Raw genomic sequence first — 16,965 nt, forward strand, 5'->3', positions numbered from 1 at the left:
AAGGGGCCGTGGGGGCCCCTGTCGTGACTTTGCGATTTCGTTTGAAAATCAGCCTTTGAAGTCACGTGCGAGCAGATAAAGCTCCACCGATTCCGCGCGCGATGCGGGCGGTTTGACGTGATGCACGGAGCGGAATTTCTGCTTCAGCATGGCCAGAAGCTCGTTTTCCGTGCCGCCCTGAAATGTCTTGGTCAGGAAGTGGCCGCCGGGCTTGAGCACCGAGACCGCAAAATCAGCCGCCACTTCACACAGATGCACGGTGCGCAGATGGTCGGTGCGACGGTGGCCGGTGGTAGGTGCCGCCATATCGGAAATGACGAGATCTGGCTTGTCGCCAAGCGCTTCCATCAGCTTCTGGGGTGCTTCATCATCAAGAAAGTCCATTTCAAGCAGGATAACGCCCGGCAGCGGATCGACATGCAGATAGTCGATGCCGACGACATGCGGGTTTTCATCGGTGGAGCCGACGATCTTGGCCGCAATCTGCGACCAGCCGCCCGGTGCTGCGCCAAGATCGATGATCTTCTGCCCCTTCTTGAGCAGGTCATAGCGGTCGTTGATTTCGATCAGCTTATAGGCCGCGCGCGAACGATAGCCGTCCTGCTTGGACTTGTGCACATAGGGGTCGTTCAGGTGACGCAGCAGCCAGCGACGCGAGGATTCCTTGATCGTGCCTGCCTTTTTCTTCACGCGCACGTGCAGATTGCTGGTGCCCGCACCACCACGCCCACCAGTTTTGGCGCCCGTCTTCGTGCCGCCCTTGTTTCCGCCTGCTTTGCTCATTTTCAGTTGCCTGTTCTAGCGCCAACAGCGCATTTATTGGCGCAATTGCGCACGATTGTGCCGCCATGCGCCGTCGCGCGACATCAGTTCGGTCAGGATGCCTTCACGCAAACCGCGATCCGCCACCAGAAGTTTTTCACTCGGCCAAACCTTGCGGATGGCATCGAGAATGGCGCAGCCTGCGAGAACCAGATCGGCCCTGTCCGCACCGATGCATGGATTTGCCACCCGCGCCTCGAAATCCCAGGAGAGGAGGCGGCTCGTCATCTGCGTCACATCTTCCGAGCCCATCCACATGCCATCGACGCGGCGACGATCATAGCGTTCGAGACCGAGATGAATACCCGCCAGTGTGGTCACCGTACCGGATGTGCCGAGCAAATGGAAACGCGGGCTTGAAGCCAGTTGGCCCAAGCAGTGCCGTTCGGCAAAGCTGGACAGAAGCTCGGTCACATGACCGACCATCGCCTCGAAACTTTCCTGCGTGACATTGCGCCCACCGAAACGCTCGGCAAGGGTCACGACCCCAACGGGCAGCGACGTCCATGCCATGATGTGTTCGGCAAGACGCGGCGAACGGCGTTGTGAAACGTCGATCAGCGCGATTTCGGATGAACCGCCGCCAATATCGAACAGCACCACGGCTTCCGTTTCGCGCGCCACCAGCGTTCCGCAGCCCGAAACGGCCAGACGCGCCTCGGTCTGGCGATCGACGATTTCCAGTTCAAGTCCGGTTTCCTCGCGGACACGCTCCAGAAACTCTTCGCCGTTGGAAGCCGCGCGGCAAGCCTCCGTCGCAATCAGACGCGAACGGCGAATTTTCTTGCCCGCCAGCTTGTCGCGGCAAATCTTGAGCGCTTCAATGGCGCGCAGCATGGCGTTGTCGCTCAGTCTGCCAGTCGCGCTCAAGCCTTCGCCGAGGCGCACGATCCGCGAAAAAGCATCCACAACGCGAAACTGTCCCGGCCGGGTCGGCGATGCAACCAGCAGGCGGCAATTGTTGGTGCCAAGGTCGAGCGCGGCATAAAGCGGCGCTTCGGTGTGGTAGTGCCGTGGAGGCTGTGCCGTGCCGTTCTTGCGCTTGGCTTGAGACGATGCCTGCGCATGGTTGTCACGGCGCGGGGTTTCGTGGCCTTGCTTGGCGGTGTGTTCAGCGGCCCGCGGCGCGGCATTCGTCTGCTGCTGCGCCTGCTTCTTCTTGCGGGCGCGTCGGCGACGATTCGAAATTTTGCCGGGAGACTTGGCTTCCTGATGCGCGGCTTCTTCCGCAGCTTTCTGTGCAACAGCTGCTTCCGGTCGCCGTCCCGCTTTGCCACGGTGACGACGGCGCGCACGCTTCCGCTGGCTGCCGGAACCCTTGTCGTCCGCTTCACTTTGCGGCTTTGGGCATCCTGAATCGGGTGCGCTACGCGCATTGCCCGCTTCTGCAACGGCTTCCTTGCGCGCTTTGCGCTTGCCGTTGTGGGACGGACTCCGGGCTTGAGCATTTCCCGATTGTCCGCCGGACGCCCCTTGATGCGCCTTTTCTACGGGGCGCTCCTCGGGGTTTTTCAAGGTACTGATCCTTATAAGCGCCGCGCGAACCGTCAGGACGCAAGCTGGACGCTTGAATTATTACGTTGCCCTTAATGTAACAGCGGTTTCCTCTTTTACCAAGGGGCAGGCCGGTGAGACTCGGCGGAAAATTTTGAAAAGAACGAATGAATTGCGCCAAGGCGAAAAATGAGAGGGCCTTCGCAAACACGAAAGCCCCCTTTTGAAAGCAAAATGTCCGGTCAGATGTCGTAAGTGTGCGCGGCGTTGATGGTTGCGACAAACTGCTTGGTACGCTCGCGGGATGGGCGCGTGAAAACTTCATGCGCAGAGCCGGTCTCGACAATATTGCCCGATTCCAGAAACACCACATTCTGCGAAATCTTCGAGGCGAGGCGCAGATCGTGGGTGGCAATCACCATCGTCGTGCCTTCCTTGGCAAGTTTGCTCAGCACATCCACCACTTCCGAGGCAAGTTCAGGATCGAGCGCCGAAGTGGGTTCGTCGCACAGCAGCACGCGTGGCGAAGGCGCCAGCGCACGGGCAATCGCGATGCGCTGCTGCTGCCCACCGGACAAGGTCGATGGCCAGGCGTCGGCCTTATGGGCCATGCCCACTTTCTGCAACAGTTCCATCGCGCGTTCGCGGGCCTTGGCTTTCGGCCATTTCAGCACGGTGACGAGGCTTTCCATGACATTCTGGATCGCGGTCTGATGCGGAAACAGCTGGAAATTCTGAAACACCATGCCGGTCTGGCGGCGAATGGACTGAATGGCCTGCCAGCTTGGCTTGCGCCCCGGCTCGAAAGTCAGCGTCTGTCCGCCGAGCGATAACGTGCCGGATGTCGGTACTTCCAGCAGGTTGATGCAGCGCAGAAGCGTGCTCTTGCCGCCACCCGATGGGCCGACGAGAGCTGTCACCGAGCCTTCAGAGATCGTGACATTGATGTCGTTGAGGATAACAGCGTCGTCGAAACGCTTGACGATGTGTTTCAGCTCGATCATGCGTTTGTCTCCAGCGTGCCGCCATAGCGCCCGAAGCGTCGTTCAAGCCGTACCTGAAGGGCCGACAATATCGAACTCAACGCAAGATAGATCAGCGCGGCCTCGATATAGAGGATCAGCGGTTCATAGGTGGTGGCGACGATACGCTGTGCCGACTGGAAAAGCTCCGGCACGGTGATGGCGGCGGCAAGCGAGGTATCTTTCACAAGCGAAATGAAAGTGTTGGAAAGCGGCGGCACGGCGATTCTGGTCGCCTGCGGCAACACGGTGCGGGTCAGCGCCTGACGCCAGCTCATGCCGATGGAGTATGCGGCTTCCCACTGCCCCTTGGGCACGGATGAGATGACCGCGCGGATGATTTCCGAACTATAGGCACCGACATTCAACGTGAAGCCAATGAGGGCTGCCGGGAACGCATCGAGATAAATGCCAATGCTCGGTAAGCCATAGAAGATCACGAAAAGCTGCACCAGTAGCGGCGTGCCACGGAATATCCAGACATAGAAGCGTGCAATCGACGAGAGCCAGACCGGCGCGAAAAGCCGGACGAGGGCCGTCAGAAGCGCCAGCGCCAAACCAAAAATGAAGGACAGCAATGTCAGTGGAATTGTGAAGATCAGCCCCGCCCAGAGAAGGGTCGGGAGCGACTCGATCATGAGTTGTAGCCAGTCAGGCACTGGGGTCTGCTCCTTCGCACACAAAGCAGTGTCGGTTCAAATCGAGATGATCAGGCACCGGCAAGGCACTTTCATTCATCTTATACTGTTTGTGGAAAACGATCTCTGAAATTCAGTGGGAATAATTTTCTACTACACAATAAAAGAAGCCGGAAATGAATTCCGGCTTCATCGTTTATGTATCCGGAAGCTTACTTGGAAACGTCCTGACCGAAATATTTCTGCGCAATCTTGTCGTAGGTGCCATCGGCCTTGATATCGTCCAGCGCCTTGTTGATGGCTGCGACGAGGTCGTCGTCGCCCTTGCGAACGATGATGCCCGAAGCGTCAGCATTTTCCTTCTCTGCGGCGATCTTGACCGGAGCCTTCGGCTGCTGCTTCTTGAAGTCAAGGAAGGACAGGCTGTCATTGAGCGTCGCATCGGCGCGGCCCGTCAGGACGAGCTGGATCGACTGGTCGAAACCATCGGTCGCCACAAGTTCCGCACCGGCTTCCTTGGCGAGCTTGCCGTAGTTACTGGTCAGCGACTGTGCCGACTTCTTGCCCTTCAGATCGGCAAAGTCCTTGATCGTGTCGTTCTTGTCGTTGACGATCAGAACAACCTTGGAAACGATGTAAGGGTTGGAGAAGTTGAACTTCTTCTTGCGCTCTTCGGTGATGCCAACCTGATTGATGACGGCATCATAACGATTGACGTCGAGACCGGCGATGAGGCCGTCCCACTTGCCTTCGATGAATTCCGGCTTCACGCCGAGCTTGGCGGCCACGGCTTCACCGATTTCCACGTCGAAGCCGACGAGCTTGTTTTCCTTGTCGTGATAGGTGAAAGGCGCATAGGTGCCTTCCGTGCCGATCTTCAGAACGCCCGCCGACTTGATGGCGTCGAGATTTTCTCCGGCCATTGCGCCGGTGAAGAGAGCTGCTTGAATGAGGCCTGCCGTAGCGATGATCTGAGCGAATTTCATTTTCGGTATCCGTGAACTGGTTGATGTTCTATTGATCGCAGAAATTTAATTCTAAAGATGCGTCCAAAACGACGGTAAAGACGCAATTATTAGGATTGAATCCTAATTATAGATCGAATTTGGGTGAATAATTCTAACATTTTTCGGGGTGGACCGAAAGGGTGGAAAAACCGTTCGCAAATGCGTCGGCACGCATTGATTTTGCCCGGTTTTATCCCGGTTGAATGCACAACGCCGCCAGACATGAGCTGGCGGCGTTGTGCTTTGTTAATATTCATCTCGGTTGCTCAGGCTTGCCGTATCCGCCACCAGTCGGCGTGATGACGGTGAAGGCTTCGCCTGCTTCCAGAACAGTCTGGTCGCAATTCCCCAATACGTCGATGGACCCGTCCTTGCGCCGCACTTCATTGCGGCCGGTCTGGCCAGCTTCGCCGCCTTCCAGACCGAAAGGCGCCACCCGGCGATGACCGGAAAGAATGGCAAATTCCAGCGTCTTCAGCGCGCGGATCGTCCGCCTGGTGCCGTCGCCCGCGTGCCATTTGCCCTTGCCGCCGGAATCTTTTCTGATGTGGAAGTCTTCCAGCAAGACGGGGAACCGGGTTTCCAGAATTTCCGGGTCGGTCAAACGCGAATTGGTCATGTGGGTGTGCACAGCATCGGCACCGTTGAAACCGGGACCGGCGGGCGCGCCGGAACAGATGGTTTCGTAATACTGATATTCATCATTGCCGAAAGTCAGATTGTTCATCGTGCCCTGCGCTGCGGCCATCGCCTTGGTCGCGCCAAACAGGCAGTTGGTGACGGCCTGACTGACTTCGACATTGCCCGCCACGACCGCCGCTGGATATTGCGGCGAGAGCATCGAGCCTTCCGGCACAATGATCCTGATCGGTCGCAGGCAGCCCGCATTCATCGGAATGTCGCCCTCAACCAGCACGCGGAAGACATAAAGCACAGCCGCGCGGGTGACGGGCTCCGGCGCGTTGAAATTGTCGGAACGCTGTTCCGACGTGCCGGTGAAATCGACCGTCGCTTCGCGCTTTTCCTTGTCGATGGTGACGCGCACCTCGATTTGGCAGCCCTGATCCATCTCATAGGTGAAATGGCCGTCGGGCAGCTTGTCGAGTACGCGGCGCACGCTTTCGGCGGCATTGTCCTGAACGTGGCCCATATAGGCTTTCACGACATGCTCGCCGAATAGGCCGATCATCTTTTTCAGCTCGGCCACGCCCTTTTCGTTGGCCGCGATCTGCGCCTTCAGGTCGTTGACGTTCTGCGTCAGGTTACGGACAGGGTAGGTCGCGCCAGTCAGCAGAGCGGCAAGCGCCTCTTCGCGGAAGGTGCCGCGATCTACCAGCTTGAAATTGTCGATATAGACGCCTTCCTGCTCGATATTGACCGCAAGCGGCGACATGGAACCCGGCGCGATGCCGCCAATATCCGCATGGTGTCCACGGCTTGCCACCCAGAAACGGATTTCACGGTTCTCGTCATCGAAAACCGGCGTGCAGACGGTGAGGTCGGGCAGATGGGTGCCGCCATTATAAGGTGCGTTGATGAGGAACACATCGCCCGGCTTGATGTCGCTGTTTTCGCGGATGGCGGTGGCGACCGACGCATCCATGGAACCGAGATGCACCGGCATATGCGGCGCATTGGCGACAAGATTGCCTGCCGCGTCGAAAACCGCACAGGAAAAGTCGAGACGCTCCTTGATATTCACCGAATAGGCAGTGTTTTGAAGCGTAACGCCCATCTGTTCGGCAATGGACATGAAGAGATTGTTGAAAATCTCCAGCATGACCGGGTCGGCTTCGGTGCCGATGGCCGTGCGCGCGGGCAGCGCCTTGATGCGCGTCAGCACGACGTGGTCATGCGCAGTCAGGCGGGCCTGCCAGCCATCTTCGATAACGATGGTCTGGTTTTTCTCGATGATGATCGCCGGGCCGGTAACAGTCTGGCCGCGTTGCATCTGCTCGCGCAAGACAACGCCCGCGTCGTGCAACGCGCCCTGCGAGAAGAAGCGGGTCCGCTTGGCGGTTGCAGCTTCCAGATCGCTGTCGAGCGATTGGGCGCTTTCGGTTTCGCCCGCGCCTCCGCCAACGGCTTCGACTTCCACCGCGTCGATAACGAGAGCCTTGTTTTCCGCAATGAAGCCGAAACGGCGCTTATGGGCCGCCTCGAACTCGGCGCGAAGACGGTCGGCACTATCTTGTGCCGGGAAGGTGGCTTCAACGGAGAGCACCGTGTCGGTGCCAGCATAGCGGATGTGGGCGCGCAGATGACGCTGCACGGCTGCGGCCTCTATGCCTTGAGCCAGAAGTTCAGCGACGCATTCCTGCGCCAGTTCTTCACCCAGTTCTTTCAGGGCTGAAGGCGCTGCCGGATCGAGCGCGACGCCGAGCGCCTTTTGACGGGTGGCGCGAATATCGGCCAGGCCCATGCCATAGGCAGAAAGCAGGCCGGACATTGGATGGAGGAGAATATTCTTCATGCCAAGCGCATCGGCAACGAGACAGGCGTGCTGGCCACCCGCACCGCCAAAGCAGTTGAGCGCATAGCGCGTCACGTCATAGCCGCGCTGGACGGAAATTTTCTTGATGGCCTCGACCATATTGGCCACCGCAATGCGGATGAATCCATCGGCAACGGCTTCCGGCGAGCGACCATCGCCTATTTCGGCTGCGAGCGCGGTGAAGAGTTCACGCACTCGCTCCACATCGAGCGTCTGGTTCTGGTCCGGGCCAAAGATTGCCGGGAAAAATTCCGGCAACAGCTTGCCCAGCATGACATTGGCATCGGTAACGGCGAGCGGTCCACCGTTGCGATAGCAGGCTGGACCGGGATTGGCGCCCGCCGAATCCGGGCCGACGCGGAAACGTCCGGCGTCATAATGCAGGATCGAGCCGCCGCCTGCGGCAACGGTGTGGATCAGCATCATCGGTGCCCGCACGCGCACGCCAGCCACTTCCGTTTCGAAAGCGCGTTCATATTCGCCATCGAAATGCGCGACGTCCGTGGAGGTGCCGCCCATGTCAAAGCCGATGACTTTCGGAAAGCCTGCCGTTTCGCCGGTTCGGGCGAGGCCGACAACGCCGCCAGCCGGGCCAGACAGGATTGCATCCTTGCCCTGAAACAGGTCTGCTGCCGTGAGACCGCCGGACGACATCATGAACATGACGCGCGCTCCGGTGCGCTCGACATCCAGCTCATCGGAGACCTGCGCAACGTAACGGCGAAGAACCGGCGACAGATAGGCATCGACGACGGTAGTGTCGCCACGACCGACCAGCTTGATCAGCGGCGAAACCTCGTGGCTAACGGAGACCTGCTCGAAGTCGAGACCGCGCGCAATGCGAGCAATTTCAGCCTCATGCGCGGGAAACTTATAAGCATGCATGAGCGCGATGGCGACGGATTTGTAGCCCTGTTTCTTCAGCGCAACCAGTACGGCTTCGGCCTCGGAGGGATCGAGAGCCGTTTCAACCGTGCCATCCGCCTGAACGCGCTCATTCAGTTCCACGACCTTTTCATAAAGCGCTTCCGGCTTGATGATTTCGGTCGCGAAGATGTTCTTGCGTTCCTGATAGCCAATGCGCAGCGCATCACGGAAACCCCTTGTGGTAACAAGGGCCAGCCGCTCGCCCTTGCGCTCCAGAAGCGCATTGGTGGCGACCGTCGTGCCCATGCGAACTTCGCCGATGGCACCGGCGGGAATCGTTTCACCGGAGTTCAGGCCCAGATGCAGGCGAATGCCGTGAACGGCGGCGTCCTTATAGGCAGACGGGTTTTCGGAGAGAACCTTGCGTGCATGAAGGCGCCCCTGCGGATCCCGCCCGATGACGTCCGTAAACGTACCGCCGCGGTCGATCCAGAAATCCCATACTCCGCGTCCCGTTCCGCTCATCGCTGGCTCCCTCACACAAGTTATAAAGCGGGTCGCATTTATCCTATTAGGGTGACGCGCTCTCAGTATTTGTTTATACGCACATCCCGAAAACCGTTTCACCCTTTTCGGGGTATATTCCAAAATCTTCTTGGCGACTGGCTGCGCGACAGCCTTGACCCCGCTTTGATCCCATTGGCAGGACTTCCCGATGAGCGTGCTTTTTGAGAAAACCTATCCGCGTACCGTTCATGCGCTTGTCGATCATTTTCTGAAACCGGAAATGCGCGACGCGAAGGTGGAAGCCTGGCTGTTCGATGACCAGCCGAGCCGCTTTGCAGCGGAAACGAAGCTGCGCGAAGCAGGCGTCGAGGCGCGCCTGCGCTCGGCTTACAAGCCGCTCCTGCATTTCTTTCTGGAAGAAGTCGATGGCGCGGCGCTGAAGTCGGCTGCGATCCGCTATCCACGCCACGAAGCCTGCGTGCAGAACCGTTTCCTGCTCGAAACCTATCCTTTGTCAGTGCTGCTGCCGGAGGCGGAGGTGGCTTTTGCAGCTTCGGACAAAGACGATTTTTATTACGAAGTCGATCTGGTCTTTGCGGATGGTCATAGCGAGAAGCACCGGGTTTTTGCCCCGAACCGCGTGCATGTGGATTTCATCGGCGAAACGCTGGTCTCGCCAACCGGCTGGCTGACGGTCACGCAAGGCGGCAAGACTGAAAGCGCGCGCTACGAGACATCCTATGAAAAGCTCTTTCATGACACGGTTTCGACCATCGCGGCCCATGACTGGAAGCGTGGCGAACCTTATTTCGATGAACTGAACATTACGGTCAGCCTGCCGATCACCGACCGTCGCCTGCCTTACGATGAGGAAACGCTGAGCCTCACCGAAGCCATGCACGAGGATATCTATTTCTCGCTGCTTGAAGTATTTCAGAAAAAGTCCAGTCGTCCAGTGGGTGATCGTGGGTTGCAACCGGGCCAGATTGTGCCGGAAGTCTGCTTTTGCGATGCCGAGCCGTCGGTCAGAGTGGAAACGAGACCGCTTTCCACCGATGACGCGCTGACGGCAGAACAGGTGCTGGAGACGGCGCAAGCGCCGCTTTCCGCCGATCAGATCCGCCGTGAACTCGCCCGTCTGGGCGGCGAGCCGTTTGAGGCAAAAACCCGTTCGGGCAGAGCGGTGCGCGCGACCTATCGCAAGGGCAGCGATGCCGCGATGATGATCAGCGCCGGTCAGCATGCCAATGAAACGACGGGCGTTGTCGGCGCGTTGCGTGCGGCCAATCGGCTTGCCACGCGCGAAGGCGCGCATTTCACGATCTCCCCGCAGGAAAATCCAGACGGCTATGAGCTTCACAAGCGGCTATGCGCCTTGCAGCCGCACCACATGCATCACGCGGCGCGCTATACGGCGCTGGGTGATGATCTGGAATATCGCAGCGGCGAGGGGCTCTACGAAAAGGCCATTCGTGTCGAGGCTGAAAGGCTGACGGAGGCGAAACTGCACGTCAACCTGCATGGTTATCCGTCGCATGAATGGACGCGCCCGCTCTCAGGCTATGTGCCGCGTTCCTTTTCCATGTGGACGCTGCCGAAAGGCTTTTTCCTGATCATCCGCCACCATGCCTCATGGGAGAGGCACGCAGAGGAACTGATCGACCGCGTAACGAAACATCTGGCCGCGATTGACGGGCTGGTCGCTTATAACAACGCCCAGATCAGGCTTTTCGAGCAGCATGCAGGCGAAACGGGTTTCCGCATCATCAACGGATTTCCGTGCCTTGTCGGCGTCGATGACCGCCATACGGCACCATTGACGCTGATCACCGAATATCCGGATGAAACGGTCTACGGCGATGCTTTCGTCAAGGGCCATACCGCGCAAATGGAAACCGTGCTGGCATCCTACGATGCCTTGCAGGCGCTGTTCCCATCCACGCCGGTTGCCTGAACGGTCTCGATTTCGAGAGTGAACTTTTATAAAGGAAAAAAAGCGCCGTTTAGCGGCGCTTTTTCATGTTTAACATCTGCTGGTTGAGATCAACCGCTGATCAGCTTCACTTCCATGAAGTCTTCGAGGCCCCATTTGCCGCCTTCGCGACCGTTGCCCGACTGCTTGTATCCGCCGAACGGGCTGCCCGGAGCGCGGGACGTGCCGTTGATCTGGATCATGCCTGCGCGAAGCTTGCGCGCAACGCGCTTGGCGCGTTCCGGGCTGCCGGTCTGGATATAGGCGGCCAGACCGTACGGCGTGTCATTGGCGATGGCGATGGCTTCTTCTTCCGTTTCAAACGGGATCATGGCCAGCACTGGTCCGAAGATTTCTTCGCGGGCGATGGTCATGTCGTTGTTCACATCGGCGAAGACGGTCGGCTTGACGAAGTCGCCCTCCGTGAAGCCATCCGGACGGCCCGTGCCGCCAGCAACGAGGCGTGCGCCTTCATCGATGCCTTTCTGGATCAGCTTCTGCACCTTTTCGAACTGAATCGACGAGGAAAGTGGCCCGATATGATCGCCTTCTTCCGCAGGATCGCCAACCTTAGTGCCTTCGGTGACCTTCTTCGCGAGTTCGACGGCCTTGTCATAGACCGAGCGCTCAACCAGCATGCGCGTCGGCGCATTGCAGGACTGGCCGGTATTCTCGAAACAATGGGCAAGGCTGCGCTCGATGGTCTTTTCCAGATCGCTATCGGCAAAGACGATGTTCGGCGACTTGCCGCCGAGTTCCAGCGAAACGCGCTTGACGGTTGCCGCTGCGGCGCGGGAAACCGCCGTGCCCGCGCGCGTCGATCCGGTGAAGGACATCATGTCCACATCCGGGTGCTGCGACAGCGCTTCGCCGACCACCGGACCTTCGCCATTGACGAGGTTGAACACGCCCTTCGGCAGACCGGCTGCATCGACGAATTCTGCAAACAGCATCGCCGACATCGGTGCGATTTCGGACGGCTTGAGCACGACCGTGCAGCCAACCGCAATCGCGGGAATGACCTTCAGCGCAATCTGGTTCATCGGCCAGTTCCACGGGGTGATCAGCCCGCAAACGCCGATCGGTTCGTGCACGATGGTCTGGTTTGGAAATTTCGGAGAAAGAATTTCTTCGAACTCGAAATTCTCGAAGGCAGCGACAAAAGCCTTGATATGCGACACGCCAACGGCAGCCTGCGATTCACGCGCAAGCGTGATCGGCGCCCCCATTTCGTGCGAAATGGCCTTGGCCATTTCATCCATGCGGGAATCGTAGATTTCAGCAATACGGCGGATATAGGCGATACGCTCCTTCGCGGGCGTTTCGGCCCATGCCGGGAAGGCTTTGCGCGCTGCCGCAACCGCCAGATCGATATCGGCAGCCGAACCGCCGGAGATCACCGCATAGGGCTTTTCATTGGCCGGATTGACGACTTCGATGCTCTTGGCGTCGATTGGAGCCCGCCAGGCGCCGTCGATATAAAAATCCGTTTTCTGAACCAGGTTCTTCTGAAGCATGGCGCTTTCCTCCGTCGTTTTTGAATTCCCATATGTTGTTCTGCAAGCGGATCCAAATCGAACCGGTTACATTTGCGGGCAACTCTAATGCCCGGATATGGCAGCGTCAAAACAGAAGGACGGATGGAACCATCAATTTTTCTTATTCATTATCGTAGGCTTCGACATCGATGCCGAGCGACACAAGGCCTTCCTCGATATAATCGCCCAGAAGCGGTGTTCCGATCAGGTATTTTGCCTCGCGCCCATTATGGCGTTCGCTTGCGGTGGATAGCGCGTCGTCCCATTCCTCTGCCGAGAAATCGCCGCGCCCCACCCACATCAAGGCGAGCAATTCGATACGCTGATCTTCGTTCAGCGAGCGGATGGCGGCGAAAAGCTCTTTCCGGGTTGGGTTGTCAATTGACGCATCGAGAATATCGACATCCCTGTCGTCGCCGGGATTGGAGCCGGAATCCTCGTCCACCGCAGGCACTTGCACGTCATATTCGCGCGCCTTTGATATAATGAATTCCAGATTCTCCAGATTGTTCGTCAGCTCGACCATCGAATACCTCCGTTACCGGTTTTCTCAGCGTCTTTCTGATTATAGGGTGTCCGCTTCACGCAGGCGATAGCCAACACCGGTTTCGGTGAGAATATATTGCGGCTGGTCGGGCAGGGCTTCGATCTTGTGACGAAGCTGGCGCACATAGATGCGCAAATATTGCACGTCTGCCGCCGGACCCCAGACGTAATTCAGAATAAATTGATGCGTCAAAACCTTGCCCGCATGCTGCACCAGAAGGCGCAGAATATCGTATTCTTTGGGCGAAAGCTTGATGTCGTTGCCATCGACCCTGACGATGCGCCGCACCAGATCGACCGAAAGACCACCGCTCTGGAAAATCGGCTTTTCGCCTTGCTGTTGCAGCTTGTGGCGGAGCGCAACGCGCATGCGTGCCGCAAGTTCGCGCATACCGAAGGGCTTGGTCACATAATCGTCGGCGCCGAGTTCGAGAGCTTTCACAATGCCCACTTCGTCGGTGCGGCTCGAAAGAATGAGGATGGGCAGGCTGCGCCCTTCCTGTCGCCATTGCAGCAGGAGCCGGTGCCCGTCCATATCCGGCAGGCCGAGGTCGAGCAGTACCAGGTCTGGACTTTCTGCCTCAATCTTTTCGATCGCTTCGGTAGCATTGGCGGCTTCAACGGTCGTGTAACCCTCGGTGGTCAGCCCGACGCGCAGAAGTTTGCGGATCGGCGGTTCGTCATCGACGATCAGCACTTTGACGCTTTGCATATTCATTGCGTTGTTTCCGTTTCAGCGTCGCCGGATGGAAGCGGCAGGGATATGACGAAGACCGCGCCCGCACTGCTGTGGCCGCGATTGCGGGCGGATAAGGTGCCGCCCATCGCTTCGACAAAACCGCGCGCGATAGAAAGGCCAAGGCCTGTACCCGCTTGTACGTGATCACCCTTGCGAACGCGATAGAAGCTGTCGAAAATCCGTTCCGTGTCGTCGGCGGGGATGCCCGGCCCCTGATCGGCAATTTCCAGAATAAGCCGCGTGCCGCTGATATGGGCTTCGATGGTAATTTCAGAGGCGTCCGGCGCATATTTCGCGGCATTGTCGAGAAGATTGAACAGAACCTGTTCAAACAGCACCGCATCCAGCCGCAGCATCGGCAGATCGGCGGGTACTGATACGCGCACCGCATGGCGCGCAAGAATTTTGGCGGCGCGGTGCAGGGCAGCGCCGACAAGATCGCCAATATAATGCGGGGACAGGTTCGGCTCCATCGCACCTGCTTCAATCCGGGTCATGTCCAGAAGATTGGCGATGAAGCGGTTGAGACGTTCCGACTGATCCACGATGGTCTGATAAAGATCGGCCTGATCTTCAGCGGGCAAAGAGCCATGATATTCGCGCAATGTGGTGGCCGCACCCATGATGGCCGCGAGCGGGGTCTTGAGGTCGTGCGAAATCGAAGTGAGAAGTGCGGAGCGCAACTTGTCGGTTTCCGCAGCAAGCTTCGCCCGCTCGACATCCTCCACCAGTTGCACGCGCTCGATGGCGATGGCGGCCTGATCGGCCAGCGCTTCGAACAGTCTTTGCTGCTCTGGCGTGAGTATCGGTCCCTGCCGGTCATTGTCGAGACCGATAACGCCGACCGAGGTTCGCGCCGTGCGCAGTGGCAGGTAAAGGCGGCGCGCGCCGGGCAGTGTATCCGCACCACGTTCTGCGGGCAGATTGTGCTCCCATGCCCAATGGGCAGCGGCGATATCGGCATCGTCGAGCGTGTCGTCCGGCGGATATCCGGCGCGCACCGCGATGCTTTCGCGTTCCGGCAGCAGGATGACCGCACGCACCTTCAGCATGGACGCGATCTGGAACGCCGTTGCCCAAAGGACATCGTCCAGCGAGCCGGTGCCCGCGAGCTTTTTGCTGAAAAGATAGAGATCCTCCGTCATGCGCGCGCGCTGGCGCGCCGATGCCGCCTGACGCTGTACGCGGCTTGCCAGATTGCTGGCCACGAAACTGACGAGCAGGAAGAAGACGAGGGCGACCACGCTTTCCGGGTCCGCAATGGACAGGGTGTAAAGCGGCAGGAGAAAGAAGAAATTATAGGCGAAAGCGCTAATCACGGACACAAACAGCGCTGGCCACAGGCCAAGCGTTACTGCAACGCCGAGAACGCCGACCACGAAGACCAGCGCTATGCTGCGCACGTCGAGAAACTGGTCGAGCAGCAGCCCGACGGCGAGCGCCGCCGTGATGACCGCCATGCCAATCACATAGGGCAGGAGTTGCAGGCTCGCGGTTGGCGCGGCGGTCTTGACCTTGCGGGCTGCATTTGCCGCCTCCTGATCGATGCCAGCGGTGATGTGAACATCGATGGCGCCTGCCCGGCGGATCAGATCGTGCCCGACCGAACCTTCGATGATTTCACGCCAGCGCGGCTTGGCCGATTTGCCGACGACAACCTGCGTGAAATTATGCGTGCTGGCATAGCGAATAATGTCTTCGGCCACCGACTGGCCGGGAATGATGATCGGTTCGCCGCCCAACTGTTCGGCAAGGCGCATGGTTGCCGACAGCCGGTCTTTTTCATCCTCCGACATGGTGGCCGAGCGGGGCGTTTCAATGTGAATGACCGCCCATGGCGCGCGCAGCCGGTCGGCAAGACGGCGCGCATAGCGCACGAGAGACGCGCTACGCGGTCTTTCATCCACGGCAACAAGAATACGGTCGCCAGCAGCCCACGGACCTTCGATGGCATGGGCGCGCATATGGGTGAGAAGCTGCTCGTCCACCCGCTGCGCAGTGCGCCGCAGTGCCAGTTCGCGGAGCGCCGTCAGATTGCCGGGCGAGAAATAGTTGCGGATTGCGCGCTTCGCGGTCTTTGGAAGATAGACCTTGCCTTCATTGAGCCGTTTGATGAGGTCGCCCGGTGTCAGGTCGATCAGCTCTATATCGTCGGCGCGGTCGATAATGCTGTCCGGCACGGTCTCACGAACGCGAATGCGCGTGATCTGCGCCACCACATCATTCAGGCTTTCGACGTGTTGAATGTTGAGCGTGGTATAGACGTCTATCCCTTGCGCGAGGATTTCCTCCACATCCTGATAGCGCTTGGGGTGTCGGCTGCCGGGCGCATTGCTGTGGGCGAGTTCGTCCACCAGAACCAGCTGCGGACGGCGCGCCAGCACGGCGTCAATGTCCATCTCTTCCAGTTCATGGCCATGATAGGCGACGCGGGCGCGCGGAATGATTTCCAGCCCATCGACCAGTGCTTCGGTGTCGCGGCGGCCATGGGTTTCGACAACGCCGATAACGATATCAACGCCATCGGCCTTGCGCGCCCTGCCGGACATCAGCATTTCATAGGTTTTGCCGACACCGGGTGCTGCGCCCAGAAATATCTTCAGGCGGCCACGCGCTTCGCGCTCCGCCTGTTCGAGCAGGGCATCGGGAGAGGGCCGTGTGTTGTCAGCGCGAATGTCGTCCGACATCAATGATAATGCTCCTGCGAAGCGGGCGGCGACATGAGCGCCACCCCCAATCTACCTCATTTCGCTGCGGTTCTGTCCAGAACAAGATTGAGTTTCAGGACATTGACCACAGCTTCGCCGAGAAAGCCGAGTTTTCGGTCTTCCACCTGCTGCTCCACAATGCCGCGCAGCGTGGCTTCGCTGATACCCCGCGCTTTGGCGACACGCGGTATCTGATAAAAGGCTGCTTCCGGCGAAATATGCGGGTCGAGACCGCTGGCCGAAGTGGTCACGAGATCGATAGGGATCGCGGTGTCAGGCGCTGCCTGTTTTAACGATTCCGCCTCGGCCTTGATCCGCTCTATCAAAGCGGGATTAGTGGGGCCGAGATTGGAGCCGCCGGAACTGGATGCATCATAACCATCCTTGCCTGCGGCGGATGGGCGGCCGTGGAAATAACGGTCGCTGGCAAAGCTCTGGCCGATCAGTTCAGAGCCGATGACCGTTCCATCCTTCTCGATCAGGCTGCCATTGGCCTGTTGCGGGAAAATTGCTTGCGCAAGGCCTGTCATGCCGAGCGGATAGATGAAGCCGGTAATGACAGTGAGCGCGACGATCATGACCAGTGCAGGGCGAAGTTGCTTCAACATGGG

General features: G+C 58.8%; 12 protein-coding genes. 1 reads left to right on the forward strand and 11 read right to left on the reverse strand.

Going from position 1 to position 16,965, the window contains the following annotated elements:
• Positions 1 to 48: 48 nt before the first annotated feature.
• From WIX40_RS07700 to WIX40_RS07725, 6 genes are all read right to left on the reverse strand, one after another.
• Positions 49 to 783 (reverse strand): RlmE family RNA methyltransferase, encoded by a 735-nt coding sequence (locus WIX40_RS07700; protein ID WP_151590708.1) that lies wholly within the window; start codon positions 781 to 783, stop codon positions 49 to 51.
• Positions 784 to 816: 33 nt separating this feature from the next.
• Entirely contained in the window at positions 817 to 2,337 is a 1,521-nt protein-coding gene (locus WIX40_RS07705) for a Ppx/GppA phosphatase family protein (protein ID WP_339439687.1), read from the reverse strand.
• A 221-nt stretch (positions 2,338 to 2,558) separates the two neighbouring features.
• A complete protein-coding gene (locus tag WIX40_RS07710; protein ID WP_109367225.1) occupies positions 2,559 to 3,320 on the reverse strand; it encodes an amino acid ABC transporter ATP-binding protein in 762 nt (253 codons plus the stop codon).
• Positions 3,317 to 3,997, reverse strand: coding sequence for an amino acid ABC transporter permease (locus tag WIX40_RS07715; RefSeq protein WP_140023883.1), 681 nt, complete (start codon positions 3,995 to 3,997; stop codon positions 3,317 to 3,319). The genes WIX40_RS07710 and WIX40_RS07715 overlap by 4 nt, the downstream gene beginning before the upstream one ends.
• Before the next feature lie 191 nt (positions 3,998 to 4,188).
• Positions 4,189 to 4,962: an amino acid ABC transporter substrate-binding protein gene (locus tag WIX40_RS07720; RefSeq protein ID WP_339439691.1), complete on the reverse strand. Its 774-nt coding sequence runs from the start codon at positions 4,960 to 4,962 to the stop codon at positions 4,189 to 4,191.
• Between the two features lie 274 nt (positions 4,963 to 5,236).
• The gene (locus tag WIX40_RS07725) at positions 5,237 to 8,869 is read right to left on the reverse strand and encodes a hydantoinase B/oxoprolinase family protein (RefSeq protein WP_339439693.1); all 3,633 of its coding nucleotides are present in this window, start codon (positions 8,867 to 8,869) and stop codon (positions 5,237 to 5,239) included.
• Between the two features lie 190 nt (positions 8,870 to 9,059).
• Here WIX40_RS07725 and WIX40_RS07730 point away from each other — a divergent pair, with 190 nt between their 5' ends.
• Positions 9,060 to 10,805: a M14 family metallopeptidase gene (locus WIX40_RS07730; protein ID WP_339439695.1), complete on the forward strand. Its 1,746-nt coding sequence runs from the start codon at positions 9,060 to 9,062 to the stop codon at positions 10,803 to 10,805.
• 89 nt (positions 10,806 to 10,894) lie between these two features.
• Here the strand turns inward: WIX40_RS07730 and WIX40_RS07735 are convergent, their stop codons facing one another.
• The 5 genes from WIX40_RS07735 to kdpC all read right to left on the reverse strand — a co-directional run bounded on the left by WIX40_RS07735 (position 10,895) and on the right by kdpC (position 16,962).
• Positions 10,895 to 12,340, reverse strand: a complete 1,446-nt coding sequence (locus WIX40_RS07735) for an aldehyde dehydrogenase family protein (protein ID WP_339439697.1) — start codon at positions 12,338 to 12,340, stop codon at positions 10,895 to 10,897.
• A 142-nt stretch (positions 12,341 to 12,482) separates the two neighbouring features.
• Entirely contained in the window at positions 12,483 to 12,887 is a 405-nt protein-coding gene (locus tag WIX40_RS07740; RefSeq protein ID WP_109367231.1) for a DUF3775 domain-containing protein, read from the reverse strand.
• 39 nt (positions 12,888 to 12,926) lie between these two features.
• Positions 12,927 to 13,625, reverse strand: coding sequence for a response regulator transcription factor (locus tag WIX40_RS07745; RefSeq protein ID WP_339439700.1), 699 nt, complete (start codon positions 13,623 to 13,625; stop codon positions 12,927 to 12,929).
• Positions 13,622 to 16,333, reverse strand: coding sequence for a DUF4118 domain-containing protein (locus WIX40_RS07750; RefSeq protein WP_339439702.1), 2,712 nt, complete (start codon positions 16,331 to 16,333; stop codon positions 13,622 to 13,624). Before WIX40_RS07750 ends, WIX40_RS07745 begins: the two co-directional genes overlap by 4 nt.
• Positions 16,334 to 16,389: 56 nt before the next feature.
• The gene (kdpC, locus tag WIX40_RS07755) at positions 16,390 to 16,962 is read right to left on the reverse strand and encodes a potassium-transporting ATPase subunit KdpC (RefSeq protein ID WP_140023878.1); all 573 of its coding nucleotides are present in this window, start codon (positions 16,960 to 16,962) and stop codon (positions 16,390 to 16,392) included.
• Positions 16,963 to 16,965 lie beyond the last annotated feature (3 nt).

Source organism: Ochrobactrum teleogrylli (assembly GCF_037482325.1).
Lineage (GTDB): Bacteria > Pseudomonadota > Alphaproteobacteria > Rhizobiales > Rhizobiaceae > Brucella > Brucella teleogrylli.